This is a genomic window from Arthrobacter sp. D1-17 (genome assembly GCF_054130535.1).
Genome location: NZ_CP096382.1, coordinates 1,881,162 through 1,905,114, shown reverse-complemented (window position 1 = coordinate 1,905,114; position 23,953 = coordinate 1,881,162). Strand labels below are relative to the sequence as shown.

Below are 23,953 nucleotides of genomic sequence, written 5' to 3'. Positions count from 1 at the left end.
CGCTCGTCTCCCCTTTCCCCGCCTCACGGGACGGAATTAAAAAAGGAACATTTGCCCTCCAAAATTACCACACGGCCGTTGGGCGCCCGGCCCGATCTGAGGCGTTATCGGTCACACTCCCGTGCCAGCCAACGGCTAGGCTCGTGTCTATGTCGATGAACCCGCAGCAGCCAGCGCCCGGACCGTCCGGCAACCGCCCCGGTGACCCGCAGTGGCAGTTCCATGAGCAGACGAACCCGAGCTGGATGGGCCACGTCCAGCAGCAAAACTACCGGCCGGCGCCCGGTCACCACGGCGGAGAGGTTTCCCAGGTCATACCGCCGTCGGCAACAACGGTGGCCGCCCGGCCGTCGTCGGGCGTGCTGTCCCTGGTGGTGGGCGGGGCGATTCTCGCCTTTGTCAGCCTGTTCCTGGTGATCCCCTTCCTCCTCGCCAATACGGGAGTCACCGGTTTTGCCGTGGGCTTTGTCGTTTCACTTATCCCATTGGGGGCCGTGCTCTTTTCGGTCCGCGTCATTGACCGCTGGGAGCCGGAGCCCAAACGCCTGCTGGTGTTCGCCTTCACCTGGGGCGCGGCGGTGTCCATCGCCGTCACCCTGTTGATCCAGCCGGTCTTCGCGCTGGCAGCCCCCACCGCCAGCGAGGAGTCCTTCCGGGATTTCATGACCACTGTCCAGGCCCCCGTCGTGGAGGAATTCGCCAAGTCCCTCGGCCTGCTCCTTCTGCTGCTGATGGCCCGCCGGCACTTCGACGGGCCGGTGGACGGCGTTGTCTTCGCCTTTACGATCGCCGGCGGCTTCGCCTTCACCGAGAACATCCTGTACTTCGGAAGGGCCATCGCCGAGTCCAGCACGCCCGGCAGCGACCTTGCGCAGATCTTCTTCCTGCGCGGCGTCATGTCGCCCTTCGCGCACGCAATCTTCACCGGCACCACGGGCCTGATCATGGGCTTCGCGGCGCGCCGCTGGCACTCCGGCCTGTCAGTGGCCGGGTTCGTCATTGGACTCATCCCGGCCATGATCCTGCACAACCGCTGGAACAGTATGGGCCAGGACTTCCTGGCCCAGTACGTGCTGGTGCAGGTGCCCATCTTCCTGCTGGCCGTGGGCTGCATCATTGCGCTGCGGGTTGCGGAGACACGGCTCACCCGGCAGCGGCTGCTGGAGTACTCCGCCGCCGGCTGGTTCACCCCCGCGGAGGTGGGCATGCTCTCTACCGCCGGCGGCCGCCGGCAGGCTGTACGGTGGGCTGCCGCGTACAACCGCGGGCCCCAGATGAAGGCCTTCGTGAAGGCGGCCACGCAGCTGGCTTTCACGCGCCAGCGCATTCTTAGCGGCAGGGATGTGCAGTCGCATCAGCAGGAAGAGCTGCAGCAGCTTCATCACCTCATGGCGCTGCGCGCCGCCGTCGGGCATTGACGACGGTGTCCCGTAGCACGCGGAAAGCCCCGGCCAATGTGCAGTTCACACACCGGCCGGGGCTTTTTCGTTGTGGCATCAGGCCAGCAGCGAAGGTTTTAGCTGCTGGAGACGGCCGAGGAGGCCATTGATGAACGACGGCGACTCATCCGTTGAGAGCGTCTTCGCCAGAGCGACAGCCTCGCTCACGGCGACGCCGTCCGGGACGTCGTCGTTGTAGAGCAGCTCCCAGGTTCCGATGCGCAGGATGATGCGGTCCACGGAAGGCATGCGCTCCAGGGTCCAGCCCTGCGAGTACGTCTCAAGGAACTCGTCGATCGCCGGCTGCAGCGAAACGACGCCTTCGATGATTTCAACCGTGTAAGGGTTGACGATTTGGTCGGTCTTCTCCCGCCGTGCGCGCAGCACATCGAACGGGGAAACCGAGCGCTGCTCAGCTTCAAAGAGGACGTCCAGGGCCCTGTTACGGGCTTTACCGCGGGCGCTCACTACTCGCTGACCCTGCCCAGGTAGCTGCCGTCACGGGTGTCGACCTTGACCTTGGTGTTGTTCTCGACAAACAGCGGGACCTGGATCTCGTAGCCGGTCTCAAGGGTCGCCGGTTTGGTTCCGGCGGAGGAGCGGTCGCCCTGCAGGCCAGGCTCGGTGTAGGTGATTTCGAGGACAACGCTCGGCGGCAGCTCGATGTAGAGCGGGGTGCCTTCGTGGATGGCGATGTTGACCATCTGGTTTTCGAGCATGAAGTTGGTGGCGTCCCCCACCGTCGCGCCGGAGACGGTGATCTGGTCGTAATCCTGGGTGTCCATGAAAACGAAGTCTGCGCCGTCCTGGTACAGGTACTGGTAGTCGCGGCGGTCCACGGTGGCGGTTTCGATTTTGAGGCCGGCGTTGAAGGTCTTGTCGACCACCTTGCCGGACATGACGTTGCGCATCTTGGTGCGCACGAACGCGCCGCCCTTGCCCGGCTTGACGTGCTGGAACTCGATGACGTTCCAGAGCTGGCCCTCGAGCTTCAGGACGGTACCGTTCTTGATGTCGTTTGTGGTTGCCACTGGTTTCCTCTGGTTTCTATCTGACTGCCTCTAGCTGCCAGCCGTGTATGCCAAGCCGGCGTGCCGAACGGCCCGCCAGCGTGTGTTTATCAAAAATCCAAGAACCATTCTAGCGGACAATAGCGGCCGGCCCCGTCGCCGCCGGCCGGGCCGGGTGCTCAGGAGGCCAGTTCGAGTACGTCCCGCGCGCGCTGCAGCGCCACCGTGGAGGAATAGATCTGCGCGGCGTCGGCTGACTGCTCGACCCTGAGGTCCAGCGCCCGCGTGAACGATTCCACAGCAGCTCCGATGTGCCCTGCGGCGAAATGGGTCCTGCCCAGGTACTGGTACACCAGCGCCTCATCGGAGGTTCCGGACACCTCCGCGAGCAGCTGCTTGAAAAGCTCGACCGCCTCGTCGTAGCGGTGGGAGACGCGCAGCACTTCAGATTCAAAAGCACGCAGCCGGAACGACTCCGGGTTTTTGTACCGGGCCTCCGCCAGCAGCTCCGCGGCGTCGGACGCGTGGCCCTCGACCAGCAGCACGAACACGCGGTCGGCCGGGTCGGTCGAAGCCTCAAGTGCGGCCGCGCATGTTTCCGGGCTGGTGATTTCGGGCAGCAGAAATTCCGGGTTGATCCGGATCCCGGGGAAGCCTCCGTCAGGCCATTCGATGACGTCACTCATCAGGACGCGATCTCCTGGTAGGCAGCAAAGAGCAGGGAGGTGTCGGGCACGTCCAGGATCCCGGGCTTGCCGATCCCGTCGAGCACGACGAAGCGGAGCAGGTCGCCGCGTGACTTCTTGTCGCGGCGCATGCCGTCCAGCAGGCCCTGCCAGCGGTCCTTGCGGTAGGTGACAGGCAGCCCGAGTGATTCCAGGATGGTGCGGTGGCGGTCGGCGTCGGCGTCCCCCAGCCGGCCCACGCTGCGGGCCAGCTCGGCCGCAAACATCATGCCGACGGATACGGCGGCGCCGTGACGCCAGGAGTAACGCTCCACGAGCTCAATCGCGTGGCCCAGGGTGTGGCCGTAGTTCAGGATTTCGCGCAGGCCGGATTCCTTCAGGTCTGCCGAGACGACGCGGGCTTTCACGGCGATGGAACGCTCGATGAGTTCGCGGAGCACAGCCGACTGCGGGTCCGTGACAGCGTCCGGATCCTTCTCCACCAGGTCCAGGATCACGGGATCGGCAATGAATCCGCATTTGATGACTTCGGCCATGCCGGAGACAAGCTCGTTCCTTGGCAGGGTGTCCAGCGTGTCGAGGTCAGCGAGCACGGCGGCGGGCGGATGGAATGAACCCACGAGGTTCTTTCCCTCGGCCGTGTTGATGCCCGTCTTGCCGCCGACGGATGCGTCCACCATGCCCAGCAGGCTGGTGGGCATGTGGATGACCTTGACGCCGCGGAGCCACGTGGCAGCCACGAAGCCTGCGAGGTCGGTGACGGCTCCGCCGCCGACGGCCACCACAGCGTCCGACCGGGTGAAGTCGTTCTGCCCGAGCACCTGCCAGCAGAAGGCGGCCACCTGGATGTGCTTGCCTTCTTCAGCGTCAGGTATTTCCGCGGTCAGGGCGGTGAAGCCGGCTGCGGCCAGTTCATCCCGGACCGTGTCACCCGTGAGGCGGAGCGCCCGAGGGTGGATCACAAGGACGCGCCGGACGCGCTCGCCCAGCTGTTCGGGCAGGGCGCCGAGCAGGCCGCGGCCAACTACGACGTCGTAGTTGTTGGCGGCCGATTCGCCCGTGACCTTGATGACAGTTGATTCGCTCACTTTTCAGCTTCCTGTTTAGCGGCCGTATTGTCCCCGGCCGCTGCGTCCGCGGCGTTGTGCGCCGCGCGTTTATAGCCCGCTTCCGTATACTCCTGCAGCGCCGTTTCAAGCCGGCGGCCCAGTTCCGCCACCGATCCCCGCCGCACATCGAGGACGATGTCCGCGAGGCGTTCGTAGACGGGTTTCCTCGTCGCAAAGAGGTCCTTCCACCGGCTGATGCCGTCACCGGCCAGCAGCGGACGGCCGGAGTTCCTGGCGATCCGGGCAGCCACGGTGTCGACGTCGCACTCCAGGTAGACCACCGTGCAGCGCTGCAGCAGCTGCTGGGTGCCGGAGTCCAGGACGGATCCGCCGCCGAGTGAAATGACGGTGTCCGTACCGGCGGCGGCTTCGACGACGCGGGCTACGGTCCGTGCCTCAATCTCCCGGAAGGCGTGTTCACCACGTCCTGCGAAGATGTCCGCGATGGAGCCGTGGTGCTCGACGATGACGGAGTCGGTGTCCACGAACAGTGCACCAAGCTGCTGTGCCAGTTGGTGGCCGAGGGCGGACTTCCCCACTGCCATGGGGCCGATGAGCACGATGGGACGATTCCCCGGGGTGCGGGGTGTATTGCTGGGGGGCACTAGAGTCCGATCGAGTCCAGCGACGCCGGAATGTTCTGCAGGTAGCCCTTGATGTTGCGGGCAGTCTCCTCCACCGAGTCACCGCCGAACTTCTCGGTGACAGCCTCGGCGAGGACCAGGGCAACCATGGCCTCGGCGACAACACCCGCCGCCGGGACTGCACAGACGTCGGAGCGCTGGTGGTGGGCCTTCGCGGCCTCGCCGGTGCTGATGTCGATGGTCTTCAGGGCGCGCGGGACGGTGGCGATCGGCTTCATGGCAGCCCGGACGCGCAGGACGTCGCCGATGCTCATGCCCCCTTCGATGCCGCCGGCACGGTTGGTGGTACGGACAATCCTGCCGTCGGCGTCCTTGACGATTTCATCGTGGGCTGCCGAACCGCGCCTGGCGGCGGTGAGGAACCCGTCACCGACTTCCACACCCTTGATGGCCTGGATGCCCATGAGGGCGGCGGCAAGGCGGGAATCGAGGCGGCGGTCCCAGTGAACGTAGCTGCCCAGTCCAGGCGGGAGCCCGTAAGCCAGCACCTCCACTACCCCGCCGAGGGTTTCGCCTTCCTTGTGGGCTGCGTCCACCTCCGCCACCATGGCATCAGAGGTTTCGCGGTCGAAACAGCGCAGGGGGTCGGCGTCAAGCGCTATCACGTTGACCGGAAGCGGGCGGGGCCTGCCTTCGGGAACGGCGACGCTCGCGATCGATACGGTGTGGCTGACGAGTTCGATGCCCAGGTGCTTCAGGAACTGCGCAGCGACGGTGCCCATGGCAACGCGCGTGGCGGTTTCGCGGGCGCTGGCACGCTCCAGCACGGGCCGGGCCTCGTCGAACCCGTATTTCTGCATCCCGGTAAAGTCTGCATGTCCTGGCCGCGGACGGGTCAGCGGGGCGTTGCGTGCCTGGTCGGCCAGCAGCTCGGGGTCAACGGGGTCGGCAGACATGATCTGCTCCCATTTGGGCCATTCGGTGTTCCCCACCTGGATGGCAACGGGGCCGCCTTGGGTCAGTCCGTGGCGGACTCCCCCAAGAATGGTGACAACATCCTGCTCGAACTTCATCCGGGCACCGCGGCCATAGCCAAGGCGGCGGCGCGCCAAGGCATCGGCGATCTGTCCGCTGGTGAGTTCAACACCGGCGGGGACGCCTTCGATTATTCCGACAAGTGCCGGACCATGGGACTCACCGGCAGTCAACCAACGCAACATACAATCCATCCTGCCATGTAGGGCGGTCAGAGTACGCGCCGGGGTGCCCCGACTGCGATACACATCACATCTATGACTTCGGCGCTGGCGGCGTCTTCGCGGCCGGTGAAGTAGCGCACCTGTTCGACCGCCTGGTAGAGCAGCATCTCAAGTCCGGGCACCACGGTTCCGCCCCCTTGCTGCCATGCGGCGGCGATTTTGCTGGGCCATGGATCGTAGGCGACGTCGAGCAGGATCCCGTCTGTTGCCTGGCCCCGCTGCTCAAGCTCAGCCGCCATTCCGTCCGCCGCCCGCGGCGGCAGGGTGGAAATGACGACGTCGGCAGCCGCCATTGCGTCAACGGCGCCACTCATGGGGTGCACACCGATGTCCATGGCCAAACCACGTGCTGCCGCCCGCGCTTCCGCGGCGCGGCCCGTGTTCCGCACGAAGACGTCGACGGACTGCGCGCCGAGTTCCTGCAGGGCCGCCACGGCGGCCGCTGCCGTTCCGCCGCCGCCCAGCACCACGGCGGCCGGAGCCTGAACGGCGCCGGCGTTGCGCAGGGCGTTGACGATTCCCGCGACGTCCGTGTTGTAACCGATCCGCCGTGCGGACTCTCCTTCGCCCTCAAACACCACCGTGTTGATGACACCAAGCACGCGGGCAACGCCGCGGACCTCGTCGACTTCACGCACCATGGCCGTCTTGAGCGGCATCGTCACGGAAAGCCCGCGCCAGCCCTCCTGGCCGCGAACACTCGCCATGAAGGCGGGCAGGCCCTCCTCGGTGACATCAATGGCGCTGTAACCGATGTCCTCCCCCAGCCGGGCATAGGCGGCGAGATGCAGGGCCGGGGATTTCGAGTGGCCGATCGGATGACCGAGGACGGCCGCGCGCAGGCTCATACGCAACGGCCGGGGTTGGCCTCACACCAGGCATTGTACTGATCAACGTAACGCTGGTGCTCCGCCAGTGTTTTGGAGAACTTTGTTTCCTTGGTATCCAGGTTGATGGTCACCCAGTACATGTACTCGTTCTTGTTCGGCTGCGCCGCCGCATCGATGGCCGTCTTACCCGGCGAACCGATAGGGCCAACGGGCAGCCCCTGGATGGCGTACGTGTTGTACGGGTTGGACTTGTCCGCCTTTTCCTCTTCAGTGATGTGGAAGCTTTTCCTGCCCAGGCCGTAAGTGACGGTGGCGTCGGACTGGATCAGCCCGGCCGTCTCTGTGTTGTTCGGCTTGAGCCTGTTGTAGATGGCGCCGGCAACGTCCTTGTACTCTGCCTGGCCGCCTTCGGCCTGGACGATGCTCGCCACCGTCAGGACCTCGTACTGCTTGGCCGGGTCAGCGACGCCCTGGGCATTCAGTTCCTCGGTGGTGATCTTGACAAGCTGCGTCAGGATCTCTTTGGGCGTGGTCCCCAGCGGGAACCGGTGCTCGCCCGGGGCGAGGTAGCCTTCAAGATTCTTGGCCTTAGCCGGCAGGCCAAACTGCTGGGGAGAGTCGCTGAGGGTCTTGAACTGCGACACGGGGATCCCGGAGCCTTCGGAGATGGCCTCCAGTGATTCGTTGATCCGCAGGCCGGCGCTCAGAGCGACGTACATGACCTTGGACTGGCCCTCGTTGAGCAGGACGGCGACGGCGTCGGAATTCTTCATTTCCTGTTTGAAGTCGTATTCACCGGGAGCCAGGGTGCCGCCCGAAGCGGCAAGGGCTGACACGAACGTGTCGGCGTTGGCCACCACCTTAGCGTCCTCGAGCTTGGCGGCGACGGACATCGGCCCTTCGCCGGGCTGGACTGCCACAGTGACCTGTCCCGTGCCCGGTCCCGGGTAGTCGCTGGGCCTGCTGTCGCCCAGCAGCGGTTTGAGGAACTGCGCCCCGACGACCGTCGCAGTGACGAACAGGGCAAGCGTCAGCAGCAGCGCGACGATCCGGCGCCTGCGGCGGACTTTCTTCGAGGGACGGGGTTTGACGACCTCAGGGGTGCCGAGCAGCTGCTGGCCGACGGAGTCGTGCCCGTAGTGCTCATGGTCCTCATACGTCCCTGCGTGCGGGTCCTGGTGGAGGAGGTCGTGGTGGTGCGCGTCATCCGGGTGCGCCCCGTGGTGGTAGGCCGTGTAGCCATCGCCGGCATGCCCGCCGTCGTGATGGGGTTCGGCATTGTGGTGGGGTTCGCCATAGTGCTGGGTTTCGGCGGAGGAGAACACATGCTCCTCGTGCCTGCCCTCGGCGTGGGCTGCGTGGTGAAGGCGGTCCGTATGGGCTTCAACTGCTGGCGTGCCGGGGGCGCCGGCGGCGTGCATGCCGTGTTCGCCTGAGTGGCCGTCCCCGTGTTCCGCGGCAGGAACCGCAATGGTGGGCGGCGCAGTCGGAACCATCGGAACGCCGGTGGTGGGCGCACCTGTAGTCGCCTGCGCTGTTGGAAGGCGCTCCGGAACGTCCGGGCCATCGTTCCCGGACTCGTAGGCCTGTTCGGGCACGAGGTTCCCGGAATCCGCCGTGAGGGACTTCTCCCGCGCACGGATTTCCTTGCGCGTCAGCGCCCGTCCGGCGCCCCTGAAGTTCCTGCCGGAGGAGTCGTCACTGTTGACCGGGCTCACTGTTGCCTTCCATCTTTTGAAGATTGCATGTCTTTCCCCGGGACGTCCTGCCCGCCATCATCTGCTGCGGCGTCTCCGGTCAGCCCCGGCTGGGCAAGCGCGCATACGCGGCTTCCCACATCCGTTCCCCTGGCCTTTTGCATATCAATGGCGTGCTGCAGAATTCCCGCAGCAGCAACCTGATCCACCACTTTACGGTGATTTTTGCTGCTCATGCCAGCTTCGTGCAGGTGTCGGTGCGCGGTGACCGTGCTTAGCCGCTCGTCCACGAGGTGCACCGGCACGTCTGCTCCGGCCCGGTTCAGCGCGTCGGCCAGCAGCTGGGCGTAATCCGTGGCCATGCGCGCGGAAGCGTGTTCCTCGCCTTTCAGGGTGCGCGGAAGACCTACGAAAACCTGCACCGCTCCCCTGTCCACTGCCAGGGCAGCGAGGGCCCGCACGTCGGAGTTCTTTTTGGGGTTGCGGTCCAGCGTTTTTAGCGGGGTGGCCAGGATCGCATCCCTGTCACAGATGGCAACGCCCACACGGACGGTCCCCACGTCTACCCCCAGTTTAATTCCCTGGGGGTAGGCGGGCGACTCAGCAGTTGACGACACGGGTCCGTTAGCGCCGGGTCACGGCATCGACGATGGCGGACAGCGCGGCTCCGACCTTGGAGGCGTCGGTGCCGCCGCCCTGGGCGACGTCGTCCTTGCCGCCTCCGCCGCCGCCCAGGATGCCGGCCGCAAGGCGTACCAGCGCTCCAGCCTTTACACCGGCCGTGCGGGCAGCGTCGTTGGTGGCGATAAGGATGACCGGGCGGTCGTTGCTGACGCCGGCCACGGCTACCGCGGCCGCCTCGGAGCCAAGGCGGTTCCGCAGGTCCAGGGCAAGGCCCCGGAGATCATCCGCACCGCCCACCTGTCCGGCGTCGTGGGCGATGACACGCACTCCGGCAGCGTCCTTGGCAGTTCCGACGAGCTGCGCGGCAGCTGCTGCGAGCTGCTCCTTGCGGAGCCGTTCGAGTTCCTTTTCGGCTGTCTTGAGCTTCGTCAGGGTGGCTGCAATGCGGTCGGCAAGCTGCCCCGAGGGCACCTTCAGCATCTCAGTCAGCTCGGTAACGAGTGCCCGTTCCGCGGCCAGGTGCCGGAAGGCGTCCATGCCCACAAAGGCCTCCACACGGCGGTTCCCTGAGCCTACGGACTGCTCACCCAGCAGCGACAGGCTGCCGATGAGCGACGTGTTCGGCACATGCGTACCGCCGCACAGCTCGCGTGACCATGCGCCGTCGATTTCCACCACGCGCACTTCGCTGCCGTAGTTTTCCCCGAACAGCGCCATGGCACCGAGGGCCTTTGCTTCGGCGAGGGGCATGACCTTGGTGTCCACCTGGAAGTTGTTCCGGATGGCGAGATTGGACACTTCCTCAATCTCCGAACGGGTCGCGGTGCTCAGTCCCTCGCCCCAGGCGAAGTCGAAGCGCAGGTAGCCGGCCTTATTGAAGGAGCCGCGCTGGACGGCCTGCGGTCCCAGGATCTGGTGCAGGGCAGCGTGGACAATGTGGGTGCCCGTGTGGGCCTGCTCAGCGGCATGGCGGCGTTCCCGGTCAACGGCCGCACGGACCAGCGCGTCGGAGGCGATCTCACCTTCGCGGACGATGGCCTTGTGGACGCTGAGTCCCTTCACCGGCCGCTGGACGTCCAGCACCTCGACGACGAACCCGTCACCGGTGATCAGGCCTGTGTCCGCGGCCTGGCCGCCGGCTTCGGCGTAGAACGGCGTTTCGGCGAGGACAAGCTCAATCTCGTCGCCCGTGGCGGCCTGCGATACCTTACGGCCGGCGCTCAGGATCCCGCGGACCCTCGATTCGCCTTCAAGGTCGGTGTAGCCGGTGAAGACGGTCTCACCCTCCGCCAGCAGTTCCTGGAAGGCACTAAGGTCGGCGTGGGCGCCCTTCTTGCCCTTGGCATCGGCCTGGGCACGCTGGCGCTGTTCGAGCATGAGCTTGCGGAACTCGGGCTCGTCCACTTTCAGGCCGGCTTCCTCGGCCATTTCAAGGGTGAGGTCGATAGGGAACCCGTAGGTGTCGTGCAGGGTGAAGGCGTCGGCGCCTGAGAGCGGGCGGCCTGCTGCCTTGGATTCCTTCACGGCGTCTTCCAGCCGGGCAGTGCCGGAGGCGATGGTCCGCAGGAACGCCTTTTCTTCCGCGTAGGCGATCCGGCTGATGCGGTCGAAGTCCGTCTCCACGATCGGGTAGACGCCCTTCATGGCATCGCGGGAGGCGGGCAGGAGATCCGGCAGGCAGGCCTTTTCGACGCCCAGCAGGCGCATCGAGCGGACGGCGCGGCGGATCAGGCGGCGCAGCACGTAACCGCGGCCTTCGTTGGAAGGCGTTACCCCGTCGGCGATGAGCATGAGGGCGGAGCGGATGTGGTCTCCGACCACCCGCATGCGGACGTCGTCGGCATGGTGGGGGTCATCCTCCGTCTCGGCGGAGGTGTATTCCTTGCCTGAGAGCTTGGAAGCCATGTCGATGACCGGGCGGACCTGGTCGGTCTCGTACATGTTCTCGACGTCCTGCAGGATCATTGCGAGACGTTCCATGCCCAGGCCGGTGTCGATGTTCTTCTTGGGCAGTTCGCCCGTGATATCGAACTCCACTTTCGAACGGACGTTGTCGATCTGGTACTGCATGAACACAAGGTTCCAGATCTCGACGTAGCGGTTCTCGTCGGCGATCGGTCCGCCTTCGACGCCATAAGCGGGGCCGCGGTCGTAGTAGATTTCCGAGCAGGGACCGGCCGGGCCGGGCTGGCCGGTGGACCAGTAGTTGTCGGCCTTGCCCATGCGCTGGATGCGCTCCGCGGGCACGCCCGTGTTCTTCAGCCAGAGTTCCTCGGCTTCGTCGTCCTCTTCGTAGACAGTCACCCAGAGGCGTTCCGGCGGAAGCCCGTACCCGCCGTCGTCCACGCTGGTGGTGAGCAGTTCCCAGGCGAACTTGATGGCGTCTTCTTTAAAGTAGTCGCCGAACGAGAAGTTGCCGCACATCTGGAAGAAGGTGCCGTGACGGGCGGTCTTGCCCACTTCTTCGATGTCACCGGTGCGGATGCACTTCTGCACGCTGGTGGCGCGGGAGTAGGGAGCTTCTTCACGGGCCGTCAAGTAAGGGATGAACGGGACCATGCCCGCAACCGTGAACAGCAGGGAGGGGTCGCTGGAGACCAGCGACGCGGAGGGAACCGCGGTGTGGCCTTTGCTGACAAAAAAGTCCACCCAGCGCTTTGTGATCTCCTGCGACTTCATGAGCTGATTACATACCCTTCTTGGTTCACGCTTCTGGTGCGTGAGGTTTTGGTTCAGAGCGGATCGGGATCAACGGATGTTGAAAGGACCGACCGTTTAATTCTCGCGTATTCCGCCGCGGCTAGCGGCCGGCAACGTCCTGGGGCTCGACGCCGAGCGCCGTGCGCAGGTCGGTCTCCCGCTCACGCATGCCGCTTCGGACGGCATCGGCAAAGTCGTAAACACCGTCCGCCAGCCGGCCGACCGCACGGTTCAGGCCTTCCGGTCCGAGGGTGGCCTGCGCCTCGGTGACCTTGTGGAACGCGATGACACCGATGGCAACGCCGATGCCCATCCAGACAAGTCTCTTCATTTTCGGTTCTCCGGAAGTTAGCGGCTGCGACGGCCGGTGGCGGGCTTCTTGCGGGCGGCCAGGGCGGAGCGCACGCCGTAGCTGAAGGCGGCGACCTTGATCAGCGGCGAACCGACAGTGGCGGCCATCAGCGAGGACAGCGCGGAGATGTTGGCCGTGGCGTCCGACACGTTGGAGGCGATGCCGTCGACCTTCTTCAGCTGCTGGTTGGTGGCGGAAACGGTCGCGGTGACTTCGTCCATGAGGGGAGTTGCGCCGTCGCTGATGGAACGGATGGAGGTCCGCACCTCATCAAAAACCCGCCCCAGCTTAAGGATGGGGACAGCAAGCAACAGGACCAGGAGCGCAAATACTCCGGCCGCGATCAGGCCGGCAATATCGCCACCAGACATAGATGTTCATCTCCTTGAAACTCAGTGGATCGGGACCCTGTGCGCGGCAGCAGCATGCTGTAACCGCCGATGTCCCCCAAGTACCTTACATACAAAGAAGCCCGCGGCGCTTGCCACGGGCTTCTCTGGATACGCTGCGGAGAATTTAGCGTGCGTAGAATTCGACGACGAGCTGCTCTTCGCAGGTCACGGGGACCTCGGAGCGCTTCGGGCGGCGGACCAGGCGTGCCTGCAGGGCGTCAAGCTTGACGTCCAGGTACGCCGGAACGGCGGGCAGGACGTCGCGGTGTGCGCCGGCTGCTGCAACCTGGAAAGGAGGCATGGTTTCGCTGCGGCTGTGAACGTGGACCAGCTGGCCCTCGCCGACGCGGAACGACGGGCGGTCAACGCGGATGCCGTCAACCAGGATGTGGCGGTGCACAACCAGCTGGCGGGCCTGGGCGATGGTGCGGGCAAAGCCGGCACGCAGTACGAGGGCGTCGAGACGCATTTCGAGCAGTTCGATCAGGTTTTCACCGGTCAGGCCCTTGGTGCGGCGTGCTTCTTCGAAGGCGCGGGTCATCTGGGCTTCGCGGATGCCGTACTGAGCGCGCAGGCGCTGCTTTTCGCGCAGACGGACGGCGTAGTCGGAGTCCTGCTTCTTGCGGGCGCGGCCATGCTCACCGGGGCCGTACGGGCGGCGCTCCATGTACTTAGCGGCCTTGGGGGTCAGAGCGATGCCGAGGGACCGCGAGAGGCGGGCCTGACGGCGAGCACGAGTGTTGTTAGCCACTTGTGTCCTTCCAATATCTGCGGTGTGTCAGTGTTACTGGCCTCCACGATGGAGAGCATCGGCCAACCGCTGCCTTTTGCTACTGGGCACAGGGCACAGCTCCATCGAACAGAAATTCGGGGATTGTGCGTCCGTGCCTTGCCAGACAAGCATCCATCCTACCACGGCGCTCACTTGCCCCGGATAATCTTGCGGAGCCGTTCGAGCCGCACCGCGATGTCACGCTCCGCCCCGTTGGCCGTCGGCTCGTAGTAATCGCGGCCCACGAGGTCGTCCGGAGGATACTGCTGGGATGCCACCGAGTGGGGGGCGTCGTGGGCGTACTTGTAGCCCAGTCCGTGCCCCAGCTGCTTCGACCCAGGGTAGTGCGAGTCCCGCAGGTGGGGCGGAATTCCGTTGCCCAGCCCCGCGCGGACGTCCGCGATGGCCTTGTTAATGCCCATGTAGGCGGCGTTGGACTTTGGCGCCGTGGCGAGGTGGACAACCGCCTCGGCGAGGATGATCCGGCCTTCCGGCATTCCGATGAGCTGGACCGCCTGCGCCGCCGCGACGGCCGTCTGCAGCGCAGTGGGGTCGGCCATGCCGACGTCTTCAGCGGCGGAGATCACAATACGGCGGGCGACGAACCGCGGGTCCTCCCCCGCTTCGAGCATCCGGGCCAGGTAGTGCAGTGCCGCGTCCACGTCCGAACCCCTGATGGACTTGATGAAGGCACTGGCAACGTCGTAGTGCTGGTCCCCCGCACGGTCGTACCGAACGGCCGCCACATCAAGGGCACGCTCCGTATGCCGCAGTTCCACGGTGACCGGATCGCCGGGGCTGCCGCCGGCAGCGCCACCCTCCCCGGAATCGGAACTTCCGACGTCGTCCGCGTCGCCGAACGCGACGCCGGCGGCCGCCTCCAGCGCCGTAAGGGCCCGCCTGGCATCCCCGCCCGAGAGCCGGACGAGGTGCGCCAGTGCCTCGGGGCTGAGCCGGACTTCGCCGCGCAGGCCGCGGGAGTCCTCCACGGCCCGCAGCAGCAGGCCCTCGACGTCGGAGTCGGTCAGCGGTTTCAGCGTGAGCAGCAGGGAACGGGACATCAGCGGGGAGACCACGGAGAAGGAGGGATTCTCGGTGGTCGCTGCCACGAGCACCACCCAGCGGTTTTCGACGCCGGGCAGCAGAGCGTCCTGCTGGGCTTTGTTGAATCGGTGGATTTCATCCAGGAACAGCACCGTGGTGGTTTTGTAGAGGTCGCGGGCAGTCAGCGCATCATCCATGACCTTGCGCACGTCCTTGACTCCGGCGGTGATCGCCGAGAGCTCCACGAACTTCCTGCCGGGCCCCCTGGCGATGACATGGGCCAGCGTGGTCTTGCCGGTGCCAGGCGGACCCCAGAGGATGACCGAGCTGGGGCCTGCGGGGCCGCCGGCGTCTGCCCCGGCTGCCAGCTGGCGCAGCGGCGAGCCCTGGCCCAACAGGTGCTGCTGGCCCACCACATCGTCCAGGGTGCGGGGCCGCATGCGGACGGCGAGGGGGCTGCGGGGCGCGGCGTTTCGCGAGGCGCCGGCCGTCCTGCCAGTAGCACCGCCGCCGGCCGTCTTGTCGGCAGTGCCGCTGCCGGCAGTGCGGTCGGCAGCGTCAGGCGAGTCGCCGTCGTCGTCATTGCCCTGCCCCGGGCCAAAGAGATCATCCACATAGATAGGCTACTCATAGATCCATCGGGGCAAGTCCCGTCGCGGGAAGCAGGGGAATCGGCGATGCCACACAGTGCTACAGCAGGCGGAGCAGCGGGCCGGGCTACGCCCGGCGGCCATCCGTCACCGCCGTCGCGGACCGCGTTCGTATCCGGTCCCCGGCTGGCCGGCTGGGTGGAGCGGTTCCGGTCCAGTCACGGCGTGCTGGAGATCGAAGACCACGACGACGGCGTGCGGCTTCTCGCAGCCGACGGCGCCAGTGCACTGCTGCAGGCGCCTTGGCCGGCGGACGGCAGGCCAGGGCGCGGACCCGGCTTGGTGGAGCGTCTGGCTTCCCTCGCCTCCCAGCCGCGCAGGATCGGCCTGGTCCTGGTGCGCCGGGGTGGGTACGGTGTGGCGGTTGCCAGCGAGGGGCACATCCTGGCGTCCAAGACCGGCTCCAAGTATGTGCAGTCACGGACCGCTGCCGGAGGCCAGTCCCAGCAAAGGTTTGCGCGGCGCCGTTCCAACCAGGCCGATGCGATGGTCGAGGCAGTGGCGGAACAGGCCGGGCGTGTCTTCAGCGGGGAGGTCTTCGAGTATGTGCTGCCTGGCGGGGACCGCGCGCTGGCGGACCTTGTCCTCGAGCAGCCTGCCCTCAAGGCTTATGCCCGGCTGCCGCGCCTGGCGTACCTCGATGTCCCCGATCCACGCGCTGCGGTCCTGAAGAAGGCCGCGGCGGACGCGTGCTCGGTGCGGATCACAGTCAGCGACCCGCCGGCCCCCTAACTGCTCCGTTTCGACGGTTCCCTGCGGTTTCGACGCTTCTTAGCGTCGAGTGTGCAGGGAACCGTCGAAACGGGCTGCCGGCAGCCTTGCGCCTACTCGGGCTTTTTGTCCTCGAGCTTCTTCACCTCGGGCCTGAAGTCCACCCCGGCTTCCTTGCGCTGCTGCGGGGTGATGGGAGCCGGAGCGTCCGTGAGGGGGTCGTGGCCTCCGCCGGACTTCGGGAACGCGATGACGTCGCGGATGGAGTCAACGCCTGCCATCAGTGCAACCACGCGGTCCCAGCCGAAGGCGATGCCGCCGTGCGGCGGGGCGCCGTACTTGAAGCCTTCGAGGAGGAAGCCGAACTTGGTCTGGGCGTCTGCCTTGTCCAGGCCCATGAGCTCAAAGACCCGTTCCTGGACTTCGCGCTCGTGGATGCGGATGGAGCCGCCGCCGATTTCGTTGCCGTTGCAGACGATGTCGTACGCGTAGGACAGCGCAGATTCGGGGTCTTTGTCGAAGGTCTCCAGGAACTCCGGCTTGGGCGAGGTGAAGGCGTGGTGGACGGCCGTCCACTGGCCGCCGCCCACGGCAACGTCACCGGAGGCCACCGCGGCAGCGGCCGGCTCGAACATCGGGGCGTCGACAACCCAGCAGAACGCCCAGGCGGTGGGATCGATCAGCCCGGTGCGGTGGCCGATTTCAACACGGGCAGCACCGAGCAGTGCCCGGGACGGGGTCTTCTCGCCGGCGGCGAAGAAGATGCAGTCGCCCGGCTTGGCACCGACGGCATCGGCCAGGCCGGCACGTTCGGTCTCGGTGAGGTTCTTGGCGACCGGACCCGCAAGCTCGCCGTCTTCCTTGTAAAGGACGTAGGCCAGGCCCTTGGCGCCACGTTGCTTCGCCCATTCCTGCCAGGCGTCCAGGGCCCGGCGCGCCTGGGAGGCGCCGCCGGGCATGACAACTGCGCCGACATAAGGCGCCTTAAAGACACCGAAGTTGGTGTCCTTGAAGAACTCGGTCAGCTCGGTCAGCTCCTGGCCGAAGCGGAGGTCCGGCTTGTCGGAGCCGTAGCGGGCCATGGCGTCGGCGTAGGTGATCCGCTGGATGGGCGTCGGGATGTCGACGTCGATCAGCTGCCACAGGGCCTTCACGATGCTTTCACCGAGCGCAATGATGTCGTCCTGGTCAACGAAGCTCGCCTCGATGTCCAGCTGGGTGAATTCGGGCTGCCGGTCCGCGCGGAAGTCCTCATCGCGGTAGCAGCGGGCAATCTGGTAGTACTTCTCGAAGCCGCCCACCTGCAGCAGCTGCTTGAAAAGCTGCGGCGACTGCGGCAGCGCGTACCAGGAACCCGGCGCCAGGCGGGCGGGGACCAGAAAGTCACGGGCGCCTTCCGGCGTCGATCGCGTGAGTGTGGGGGTTTCGATTTCCACGAAGCCCTCCTTGTGCAGGAGTTCACGGGCGACGCGGTTGGCCTCGGAACGGAGGCGGAGGTTGCGGCTGGGGCCGGGGCGGCGCAGGTCGAGGTAGCGGTGCTTGAGGCGGGCCTCCTCGCCCACTTCCACGTGCTCGTCGATCTGGAAGGGCAGCGCGTCCGCGGTGTTCAGGATGACCACCTTGTCGGCCATGACCTCAACCTCGCCCGTGGCGAGAGCAGGGTTCTCGTTGCCCTCGGGGCGCTTGGACACCGTGCCGGTCACCTGCAGCACGTATTCGTTGCGCAGGCCGTGGAACACCTCTTCCTCCCGGACCACGACCTGGGCGACGCCGGACGCGTCACGCAGATCGACGAATGCGACACCACCGTGGTCACGACGGCGGCCTACCCAGCCGGCCAGGGTTACGGTTTGTCCAATGTGCTCGGAGCGCAGGGATCCGAGGTCATGTGTGCGCAGCACAACATTCCTTTCAGAAGGAAGACAGAAGTTTTCGTTAGGATCGTTGCGGAAACGATCCGGTCCGAGTTTACCCGCTGGAAAGGCCCCTGCCCCGCCATGACCAAGCATCACCAGCTGCAGCGCAGGCTCGGTGTGTTCGATGCAACATCCATAGGACTCGGTTCCATGCTCGGCGCCGGCGTGTTCGTGGTGTTCGCACCGGCCGCGGGACTGGCAGGCACACTCCTTGTCGTTTCCATCGTCATCGCAGGGGCCGTCGCCTACTGCAATGCGGTGGCGTCCGCCCAGCTGGCCTCGAAGTATCCGCATAGCGGCGGCACGTACGTCTATGGGCGCAAGCAGCTGGGCGAGTGGCCCGGGTTCCTCGCCGGCTGGGGGTTCGTGACCGGCAAAACCGCCTCCTGCGCAGCGATGGCGTTGACCTTCGGACAGTACGTCTCGCCCGGCTATGCCACGCCGGTGGCACTAGCGGCCGTCGCCGTGCTGACCGGAGTAAATCTTCTGGGCATCACGCGGACCGCGTTTCTGACCCGCATCCTGCTGGGGATCGTCCTGGCCACCCTCGTCTTTGTTGCCGTGGCCAGTCTCATGGGACCTCATCCTGAGGGCGCCGGATCCCCGGCATCGCCTGACGGGCCGGGCGGTGCGGCGGGCGTCCTTCCAGCCGCCGGCCTCGTGTTTTTCGCCTTCGCCGGATACGCCCGGATTGCCACCCTGGGAGAAGAGGTCAGGGACCCTGCGAAGGTGATTCCGCGGGCCATCCTCGGCGCCCTCGCGGGAGCCTTCACCGTTTACCTCGTCCTGGCACTGCTGCTGCTGGGGCATCTTCCCTTGGCGCAGCTTGCCGCATCACCGGCCCCGCTGCTGGACGCGGTGAAGCACTCCCGGTTTGCCGCGGCGGCGCCCCTCGTCCAAGCGGGGGCGGCCGCGGCCTCCCTCGGCGCACTGCTTGCACTCATCGCGGGAGTAGGACGCACCACGATGGCGATGGCCAGGGAGCGCGACCTGCCCGCTCCGCTCGCCCGCGTCGGGGGACGGCACACCGTTCCGTTCGCGGCCGAACTGGCTGTGGCCGCCGTCGTCATTGTGCTGTTGCTGACCAGCAATGTGCTGACAGTGGTGGGGTTCTCCAGCTTTGGCGTCCTCATGTACTACGCCGTAGCGAACGCCGCTGCCTACACGCTGACGGAACGCCCATGGCACGCGCCGAGGTGGCTCAACGCACTGGGGCTCGCCGGATGCCTGGTCCTGGCCTTCACGCTGCCGCAGGCATCGGTCCTCACCATGGTGGCCGTGCTGGTTGCGGGGCTGGCGGGCAGGGCGGCGGTGCTGCGGATCCGCGGCCGCCGGGCCCAAGCCGTTAAACGCTAGGTGCTGAGCGCCTGAATGCCTGAGCGCGTGAGTGCCTGAGCGCGTGAGTGGCTGAGCGCTTGGGCGTGGCACCCAGGCGGAACTGCCTGCCGCCTACTCGGATGCGGCCGCGGTGACCTGGACGTACAGATCCTCATCCGACGGCGTCCAGGTGGCCGGATCGGCGTCGGTCTGCACGCCGGACCGGATGTCCTTGACCTGGTGCTTGCCGTCGTCATCTGTAAACCAGACGAAGGGGATGCCGCGGCGGTCCGCAAACTTAATCTGCTTTCCGAACTTCTCGGCCTTCGCGGCGACCTCCGTGGCAATCCCCCGGCTGCGCAGCTGCGTGGCGACGTCCTGCGCCTCGCCCCAGCTGTCATCGTTATTCAGCGCGACCAGCACAGCGGTGGGCACAGAGCGGGAGGCCTTGGCGAGGTCCTGGCTCAGGATGCGGGAGACCAGGCGGGTAACGCCGATGGAAAGGCCAACCCCGGGAAACTTCCGGTTGCCTTTGCTCGCCAGGGCGTCATAGCGGCCGCCGGAGCAGATGGAGCCAAGCTGTTCGTGGCCCACGAGAACTGTTTCGACGACCGTCCCGGTGTAGTAGTCGAGGCCACGGGCGATACTCAGGTCAGCCACGACCTTCCCCGGTGCGTGCTTCACGGCGGCCTCAATGACCTGCTCCAGTTCGTTCAGGCCTTCCTCGAGGAGTTCGTCGTTCACGCCGAGGGAACGGACCTGACCCACGAAGGAGGTGTCCTCGGTCCGTATGCCGGCCAGCTTCAGAGCCGCCTGCGCCTGGTCCTCGCTGGCGCCGAGTTCGGTCTTGAGAAGTTCGGCAACCTTGTCCGGGCCGATCTTCTCCAGTTTGTCGATGCTGCGCAGCACTCCGGCGGTGTCGTCCAGGCCGATGCCACGGTAGAACCCTTCGGCAAGCTTGCGGTTGTTGATGCGCAGGCGGAAGTCCGGAATGGGGAGGGCGCTCAAGGCCTCGGCGATGACCAGCGCGATTTCCACGTCATAGCGGAACGGCAGGTCGCCGTCCCCCACCACGTCAATGTCGGCCTGGGTGAATTCGCGGGCGCGGCCCTCCTGGGGACGTTCACCGCGCCACACCTTCTGTATCTGGTAACGGCGGAACGGGAACGCCAAGTAACCGGCATTCTCCACGACGTAACGGGCGAACGGAACCGTCAGGTCAAAATGCAGTGCCAGGGCGTGCGGATCGTGCTTGCTCCTGGACTCCTCGCCTTCGTCGTCCTGGAGGCGGCTGAGGCCGTAGACCTCTTTGTCGATCTCCCCCTTGCGCAGCAGTTGGCCCACAGTCTCCACCGCGCGGGTCTCGATCGAAGAGAACCCGTGCAGTTCAAAGGTGCGGCGCAGGGTGTCCAGCACATGCTGCTCCACCAGCCGTTCCTCGGGAAGCCACTCGGGGAATCCGGACAGGGAGGCGGTGCGTGCCATGGTGGAGTTTCTCCTCAGGTAACCGACGGCCGGAGTCCGCTGCGCTGAAATATTTGGATCCGCCATGTGGGCAAAGGCGGCAGCAGGCGCGGCAGCCCAGGCTGTTCTGCATAAACTAGGTGCGGCAGCCAGTTTATGCTTTCGGCGCGGGCATCTCTAATGCACGCTGCCGGGCTGGGGACGCTGCCGCCGTGCAGCTGCAGCCGGGGATGCCTTCAGCGGGTGACCCCTGGGGGCAGCCCGATCATCGAGGAGGAGCCTGTGGCGGCCAGTCCACGTGAAATGCGTGAAGCAAAGCGGCGCATTCAGCAGATGGAAGCCAAACGCGCGCTTCGGCGGGACCAGGAGAAACGGCGGAAGCGGGACAACCTCATTGCGGGGGCTGCCGGCGCAGCGGCGGTGATTCTCGCCGTCGTCCTCCAACTCGCAGTTTACTCCGGCAACCCGACCGAAGAGGAGTTTGCTGCGGCACAGGCAGGCCTGGAATCTCCGTCGGCTTCCCCGTCGCCCACCAACGCACCCAACATCCCCAAGCCGGAAACCGCCGCCGGAAAGGTCTTTACCGGCGAGCTCAGGCTGAACCGGGGCGCGCTGGGAGTGCAGCTGGACGGCACCAGGGCCCCGCAGGCCGCCGCTGTCTTCAAATCCCTCGCCGACGAGGGCTACTACAAGGGTGTCAGCTGCCACCGGCTCACCACTGCGGAAAACTTCGGCGTACTGCAGTGCGGTTCCAAGACCGGTGACGGCCAGGGAGACCCTTCCTACACATGGGGCCCACTGGAAAACACGCCGCCCGACAATAAATACCCGGCTGGCACCATTGCGGTGGCACGCACCGGCGGGAACGCCCACGGCAACGGCACTCAGTTCTTCATTGTGTATAGGGACACCGTCATTCCGGCTGACGCCGCAGGCGGCTACACAATAGTGGGCAAGGTGACCTCCGGACTGGACGTAGTCACAAAGATTGCGGCTGCAGGTCTTAAGAAGGGCGAAAACGCCACGGACGGCGCTCCTGTGGAACCAGTCACGATAGACTCGTTTTCTCTGAAGTAAGAAGCACCTGTCCCTCGTGGATAAGGACGGATTACGAGAGTATTTTCCTCCAAGCGAAAGACTTTTAGCGGTGACAGACAGTCAGAAATCCGACGAAACAGCAGCAGCAGACCTGATTGAGGTTCCGGCTCCTCCGGCCGAACCCAAGGAGGCTGCGGCTGAAGGTACCCAGGCCGAAGCGACTCAGCCGGAGAACACGCCGGCGGAGAGTGCGGCGGAGGAAAGCGCCCCAGAGGAAAGCGCCCCGGTGGAGAGCGTGCCAGAGGAAAGCGCCCCGGCAGAGAGCGCCCCGGAGGAAAGCGCCCCGGAGGAAAGCGCCCCGGTGGAGAGCGCGCCGGAGGCCGGCGCAGCTGCGGTTCCCGCCGCCAGCCCGGCTGCCCCCACCAGTTCGACGCCGCCACCCAGCCCGGCGCCGGCACCGCGCCCTGCGCCGTCTCCCGCTGCATTCGCGGCACGCCCCAAGGCGGGCACAGCTGCACCCGCTGTGTCCTCCCCTGCCGCGTCTGCCACGTCACTGGCGGAAGCTGCCAAATGGGGCCGCGTGGAGGGCGACGGTCACGTCTTCCTGACCATCGACGGCGAGGAGCACCCGGTCGGCCAGTACCCCGGCGTGAGCGACGACGAGGCGCTGGCCTACTTCGCCCGAAAGTACGACGACGTCGTGGCCCAGATCGTGCTGCTGGAGCACCGGGTGGCGTCCAAGGCGCCCACGACCGACATGCAGAAGACTGTCACCCACCTGCGTGAGCAGCTGGCCGAGCGGAACATGGTGGGGGACATCCGCTCCGCCGAAGGCCGCCTGGACACGCTGTCCACGCAGATCACGGAGCTCGAAAAGGCCGAAAAGGCCAAGCATGACGCCGTCCGGGCAGACGAACTCGCTGCCCGCGAGGCCATCGTGTCCGAGGCTGAGGCCATCTCCGGAACCGATCCGGCACAGATCCAGTGGAAGACCTCCAGCGCGCGGATGAATGAGCTCTTTGAGAGCTGGAAGGCCGCACAGAAGAGCGGTATCCGCCTCGGGCGCAGCAATGAAGACGCACTGTGGAAGCGGTTCCGTGCTGCCCGCACCGTCTTTGACCGCCACCGCCGTGCCTACTTCTCCCAACTGGACAGCAACAACTCGGCAGCAAAGGCTGCGAAGGAAAAGCTGATCGCCGAGGCCGAGGCACTATCCTCGTCAACGGACTGGGGCTTCGCGGCAGGGGAGTACCGCCGCCTCATGGACGAGTGGAAAGCCTCGCCCCGCGCCAGCCGCAAGGACGACGACGCTCTGTGGGCCCGGTTCCGCGCCGCCCAGGATATCTTCTTCACCAACCGCCAGGCAGCAAACGATGAGATCGACCAGGAGTACGCAGCCAACCTAAAGGTGAAGGAAGCCCTCCTCGAGGAGGCCAGCGCCATCCTTCCGGTTAGGGACCTCGGCGCCGCGAAGAAGGCGCTTCAGTCCATCCGTGACCGCTGGGAGGAAGCCGGAAAGGTGCCGCGCGCAGACATGGGGCGCATCGAGGCTGGCCTGCGCCGAATCGAAGACGCCGTCCGCCAGGCCGAAGAGGAAAACTGGCAGCGGTCCAACCCGGAGACCAAGGCGCGCACCAACAGTGCCCTGAGCCAGCTGGAGTCTGCCATTGCCGGTCTGAGGGAAGACCTGGCGAAAGCGGAGAAGGTTGGCGACCAGCGCAGGATCAAGGCCGCACAGGAGGCCCTCGACGCCCGCCAGGCCTGGCTTGACCAGATCCAGCGCTCCGCAAGCGAGCTCTCCTAAATACCCTGCTTTTACCGTCGCAGGCCCCGTCCCGGTTATCCACATAGCCGGGACGGGGCCTGTTCCTGTTCGGGGCAGTTCCGGCACGATGACTGGATGAAAGCGTCCGGCATGCGCAGCCCCGACTCCCCCACGCAGCTTCTGGATCTATACGCGCCCGGGCAGCTGTTCTCGTGGCCCGAGCTCCAGTCCATGGCGGCCGACGGCGTGCTCACGCAGCTCTACCAGTACGGCTACACGCTGCCTGGTGTTCCTGCCTCGCCGCAGTTGCGCGCCCGAGCGGCAGCCTGTGCCGTGCCGCCGGCGATCCGGCGGCGGGTGGTCGCCGGAAGGATGACTGCGGCCTGGATCTACGGCTGCGCCCGGGAACCGGACCGGCTGGCCCTGCTGGTGGATGCCAAACGCCGCATCTCCAGCCTGCGCTCCACCAGAGGCTGCACTCTCCATGAGGTGCGGCTCGGTCCTTTTGACGTTGTCAGCCTCGGCGGCCTTATGGTGTCCAGCCCCCTGCGCACCGCCCTGGATATCGCCTTGCACGTGGAGGCCGAACGGGCA

General features: G+C 66.1%; 21 protein-coding genes. 5 read left to right on the top strand and 16 right to left on the bottom strand.

Annotation, left to right across the window (positions count from 1 at the left end; translation table 11 throughout):
* The first annotated feature begins 149 nt into the window (after positions 1 to 149).
* Positions 150 to 1,418 carry a PrsW family intramembrane metalloprotease gene (locus M1E01_RS08985; RefSeq protein ID WP_457974679.1) on the top strand — a complete coding sequence of 423 codons (1,269 nt, stop codon included), beginning with the start codon at positions 150 to 152 and terminating at the stop codon, positions 1,416 to 1,418.
* Positions 1,419 to 1,496: 78 nt separating this feature from the next.
* On the opposite strand, the gene nusB is transcribed toward M1E01_RS08985, so the two are convergent.
* The 14 genes from nusB to M1E01_RS08915 form a co-directional block, all read right to left on the bottom strand.
* Entirely contained in the window at positions 1,497 to 1,907 is a 411-nt protein-coding gene (nusB, locus tag M1E01_RS08980; RefSeq protein ID WP_400480072.1) for a transcription antitermination factor NusB, read from the bottom strand.
* Positions 1,907 to 2,470 (bottom strand): elongation factor P, encoded by a 564-nt coding sequence (efp, locus tag M1E01_RS08975; RefSeq protein ID WP_400576102.1) that lies wholly within the window; start codon positions 2,468 to 2,470, stop codon positions 1,907 to 1,909. Before efp ends, nusB begins: the two co-directional genes overlap by 1 nt.
* A 158-nt stretch (positions 2,471 to 2,628) precedes the next feature.
* Positions 2,629 to 3,135 carry a tetratricopeptide repeat protein gene (locus M1E01_RS08970; protein WP_457974678.1) on the bottom strand — a complete coding sequence of 169 codons (507 nt, stop codon included), beginning with the start codon at positions 3,133 to 3,135 and terminating at the stop codon, positions 2,629 to 2,631.
* Positions 3,135 to 4,223, bottom strand: coding sequence for a 3-dehydroquinate synthase (aroB, locus tag M1E01_RS08965; protein ID WP_457974677.1), 1,089 nt, complete (start codon positions 4,221 to 4,223; stop codon positions 3,135 to 3,137). Before aroB ends, M1E01_RS08970 begins: the two co-directional genes overlap by 1 nt.
* Positions 4,220 to 4,789 (bottom strand): shikimate kinase, encoded by a 570-nt coding sequence (locus tag M1E01_RS08960; RefSeq protein ID WP_457974917.1) that lies wholly within the window; start codon positions 4,787 to 4,789, stop codon positions 4,220 to 4,222. Before M1E01_RS08960 ends, aroB begins: the two co-directional genes overlap by 4 nt.
* Before the next feature lie 59 nt (positions 4,790 to 4,848).
* Positions 4,849 to 6,048, bottom strand: a complete 1,200-nt coding sequence (aroC, locus tag M1E01_RS08955; protein ID WP_457974676.1) for a chorismate synthase — start codon at positions 6,046 to 6,048, stop codon at positions 4,849 to 4,851.
* A 26-nt stretch (positions 6,049 to 6,074) separates the two neighbouring features.
* Positions 6,075 to 6,935 carry a shikimate dehydrogenase gene (locus M1E01_RS08950; protein WP_457974675.1) on the bottom strand — a complete coding sequence of 287 codons (861 nt, stop codon included), beginning with the start codon at positions 6,933 to 6,935 and terminating at the stop codon, positions 6,075 to 6,077.
* Entirely contained in the window at positions 6,932 to 8,635 is a 1,704-nt protein-coding gene (mltG, locus tag M1E01_RS08945) for an endolytic transglycosylase MltG (protein ID WP_457974674.1), read from the bottom strand. The genes M1E01_RS08950 and mltG overlap by 4 nt, the downstream gene beginning before the upstream one ends.
* Positions 8,632 to 9,231, bottom strand: coding sequence for a Holliday junction resolvase RuvX (gene ruvX, locus M1E01_RS08940; protein ID WP_457974673.1), 600 nt, complete (start codon positions 9,229 to 9,231; stop codon positions 8,632 to 8,634). The genes mltG and ruvX overlap by 4 nt, the downstream gene beginning before the upstream one ends.
* A gap of 7 nt (positions 9,232 to 9,238) precedes the next feature.
* A complete protein-coding gene (gene alaS / locus M1E01_RS08935; protein ID WP_457974672.1) occupies positions 9,239 to 11,917 on the bottom strand; it encodes an alanine--tRNA ligase in 2,679 nt (892 codons plus the stop codon).
* A gap of 121 nt (positions 11,918 to 12,038) precedes the next feature.
* On the bottom strand, positions 12,039 to 12,269 hold the full coding sequence (locus M1E01_RS08930) for a DUF6167 family protein (RefSeq protein ID WP_457974671.1): 231 nt from the start codon (positions 12,267 to 12,269) through the stop codon (positions 12,039 to 12,041).
* Between the two features lie 17 nt (positions 12,270 to 12,286).
* Positions 12,287 to 12,661: a DUF948 domain-containing protein gene (locus M1E01_RS08925; RefSeq protein WP_457974670.1), complete on the bottom strand. Its 375-nt coding sequence runs from the start codon at positions 12,659 to 12,661 to the stop codon at positions 12,287 to 12,289.
* A 145-nt stretch (positions 12,662 to 12,806) separates the two neighbouring features.
* A complete protein-coding gene (gene rpsD / locus M1E01_RS08920) occupies positions 12,807 to 13,433 on the bottom strand; it encodes a 30S ribosomal protein S4 (protein WP_400576083.1) in 627 nt (208 codons plus the stop codon).
* Between the two features lie 170 nt (positions 13,434 to 13,603).
* Positions 13,604 to 15,112, bottom strand: coding sequence for a replication-associated recombination protein A (locus tag M1E01_RS08915; protein ID WP_457974669.1), 1,509 nt, complete (start codon positions 15,110 to 15,112; stop codon positions 13,604 to 13,606).
* 63 nt (positions 15,113 to 15,175) lie between these two features.
* Between M1E01_RS08915 and M1E01_RS08910 the strand changes: the two genes are divergently transcribed.
* Positions 15,176 to 15,880 (top strand): acVLRF1 family peptidyl-tRNA hydrolase, encoded by a 705-nt coding sequence (locus M1E01_RS08910; protein WP_457974668.1) that lies wholly within the window; start codon positions 15,176 to 15,178, stop codon positions 15,878 to 15,880.
* 92 nt (positions 15,881 to 15,972) lie between these two features.
* Here the strand turns inward: M1E01_RS08910 and aspS are convergent, their stop codons facing one another.
* Positions 15,973 to 17,760 (bottom strand): aspartate--tRNA ligase, encoded by a 1,788-nt coding sequence (gene aspS / locus M1E01_RS08905; RefSeq protein ID WP_457974667.1) that lies wholly within the window; start codon positions 17,758 to 17,760, stop codon positions 15,973 to 15,975.
* A gap of 96 nt (positions 17,761 to 17,856) precedes the next feature.
* On the opposite strand from aspS, the gene M1E01_RS08900 reads away from it, so the two are divergent.
* Entirely contained in the window at positions 17,857 to 19,131 is a 1,275-nt protein-coding gene (locus tag M1E01_RS08900; protein ID WP_457974666.1) for an APC family permease, read from the top strand.
* A 93-nt stretch (positions 19,132 to 19,224) separates the two neighbouring features.
* Here M1E01_RS08900 and hisS read toward each other — a convergent pair whose 3' ends face one another.
* Positions 19,225 to 20,577, bottom strand: a complete 1,353-nt coding sequence (gene hisS, locus M1E01_RS08895; protein WP_457974665.1) for a histidine--tRNA ligase — start codon at positions 20,575 to 20,577, stop codon at positions 19,225 to 19,227.
* Positions 20,578 to 20,838: 261 nt separating this feature from the next.
* Between hisS and M1E01_RS08890 the strand changes: the two genes are divergently transcribed.
* Together M1E01_RS08890 and M1E01_RS08885 are read left to right on the top strand one after the other, a co-directional pair.
* Positions 20,839 to 21,633 carry a peptidylprolyl isomerase gene (locus M1E01_RS08890; protein ID WP_457974664.1) on the top strand — a complete coding sequence of 265 codons (795 nt, stop codon included), beginning with the start codon at positions 20,839 to 20,841 and terminating at the stop codon, positions 21,631 to 21,633.
* A 70-nt stretch (positions 21,634 to 21,703) separates the two neighbouring features.
* On the top strand, positions 21,704 to 23,398 hold the full coding sequence (locus M1E01_RS08885; protein ID WP_457974663.1) for a DUF349 domain-containing protein: 1,695 nt from the start codon (positions 21,704 to 21,706) through the stop codon (positions 23,396 to 23,398).
* The last annotated feature ends 555 nt before the right edge of the window (positions 23,399 to 23,953 follow it).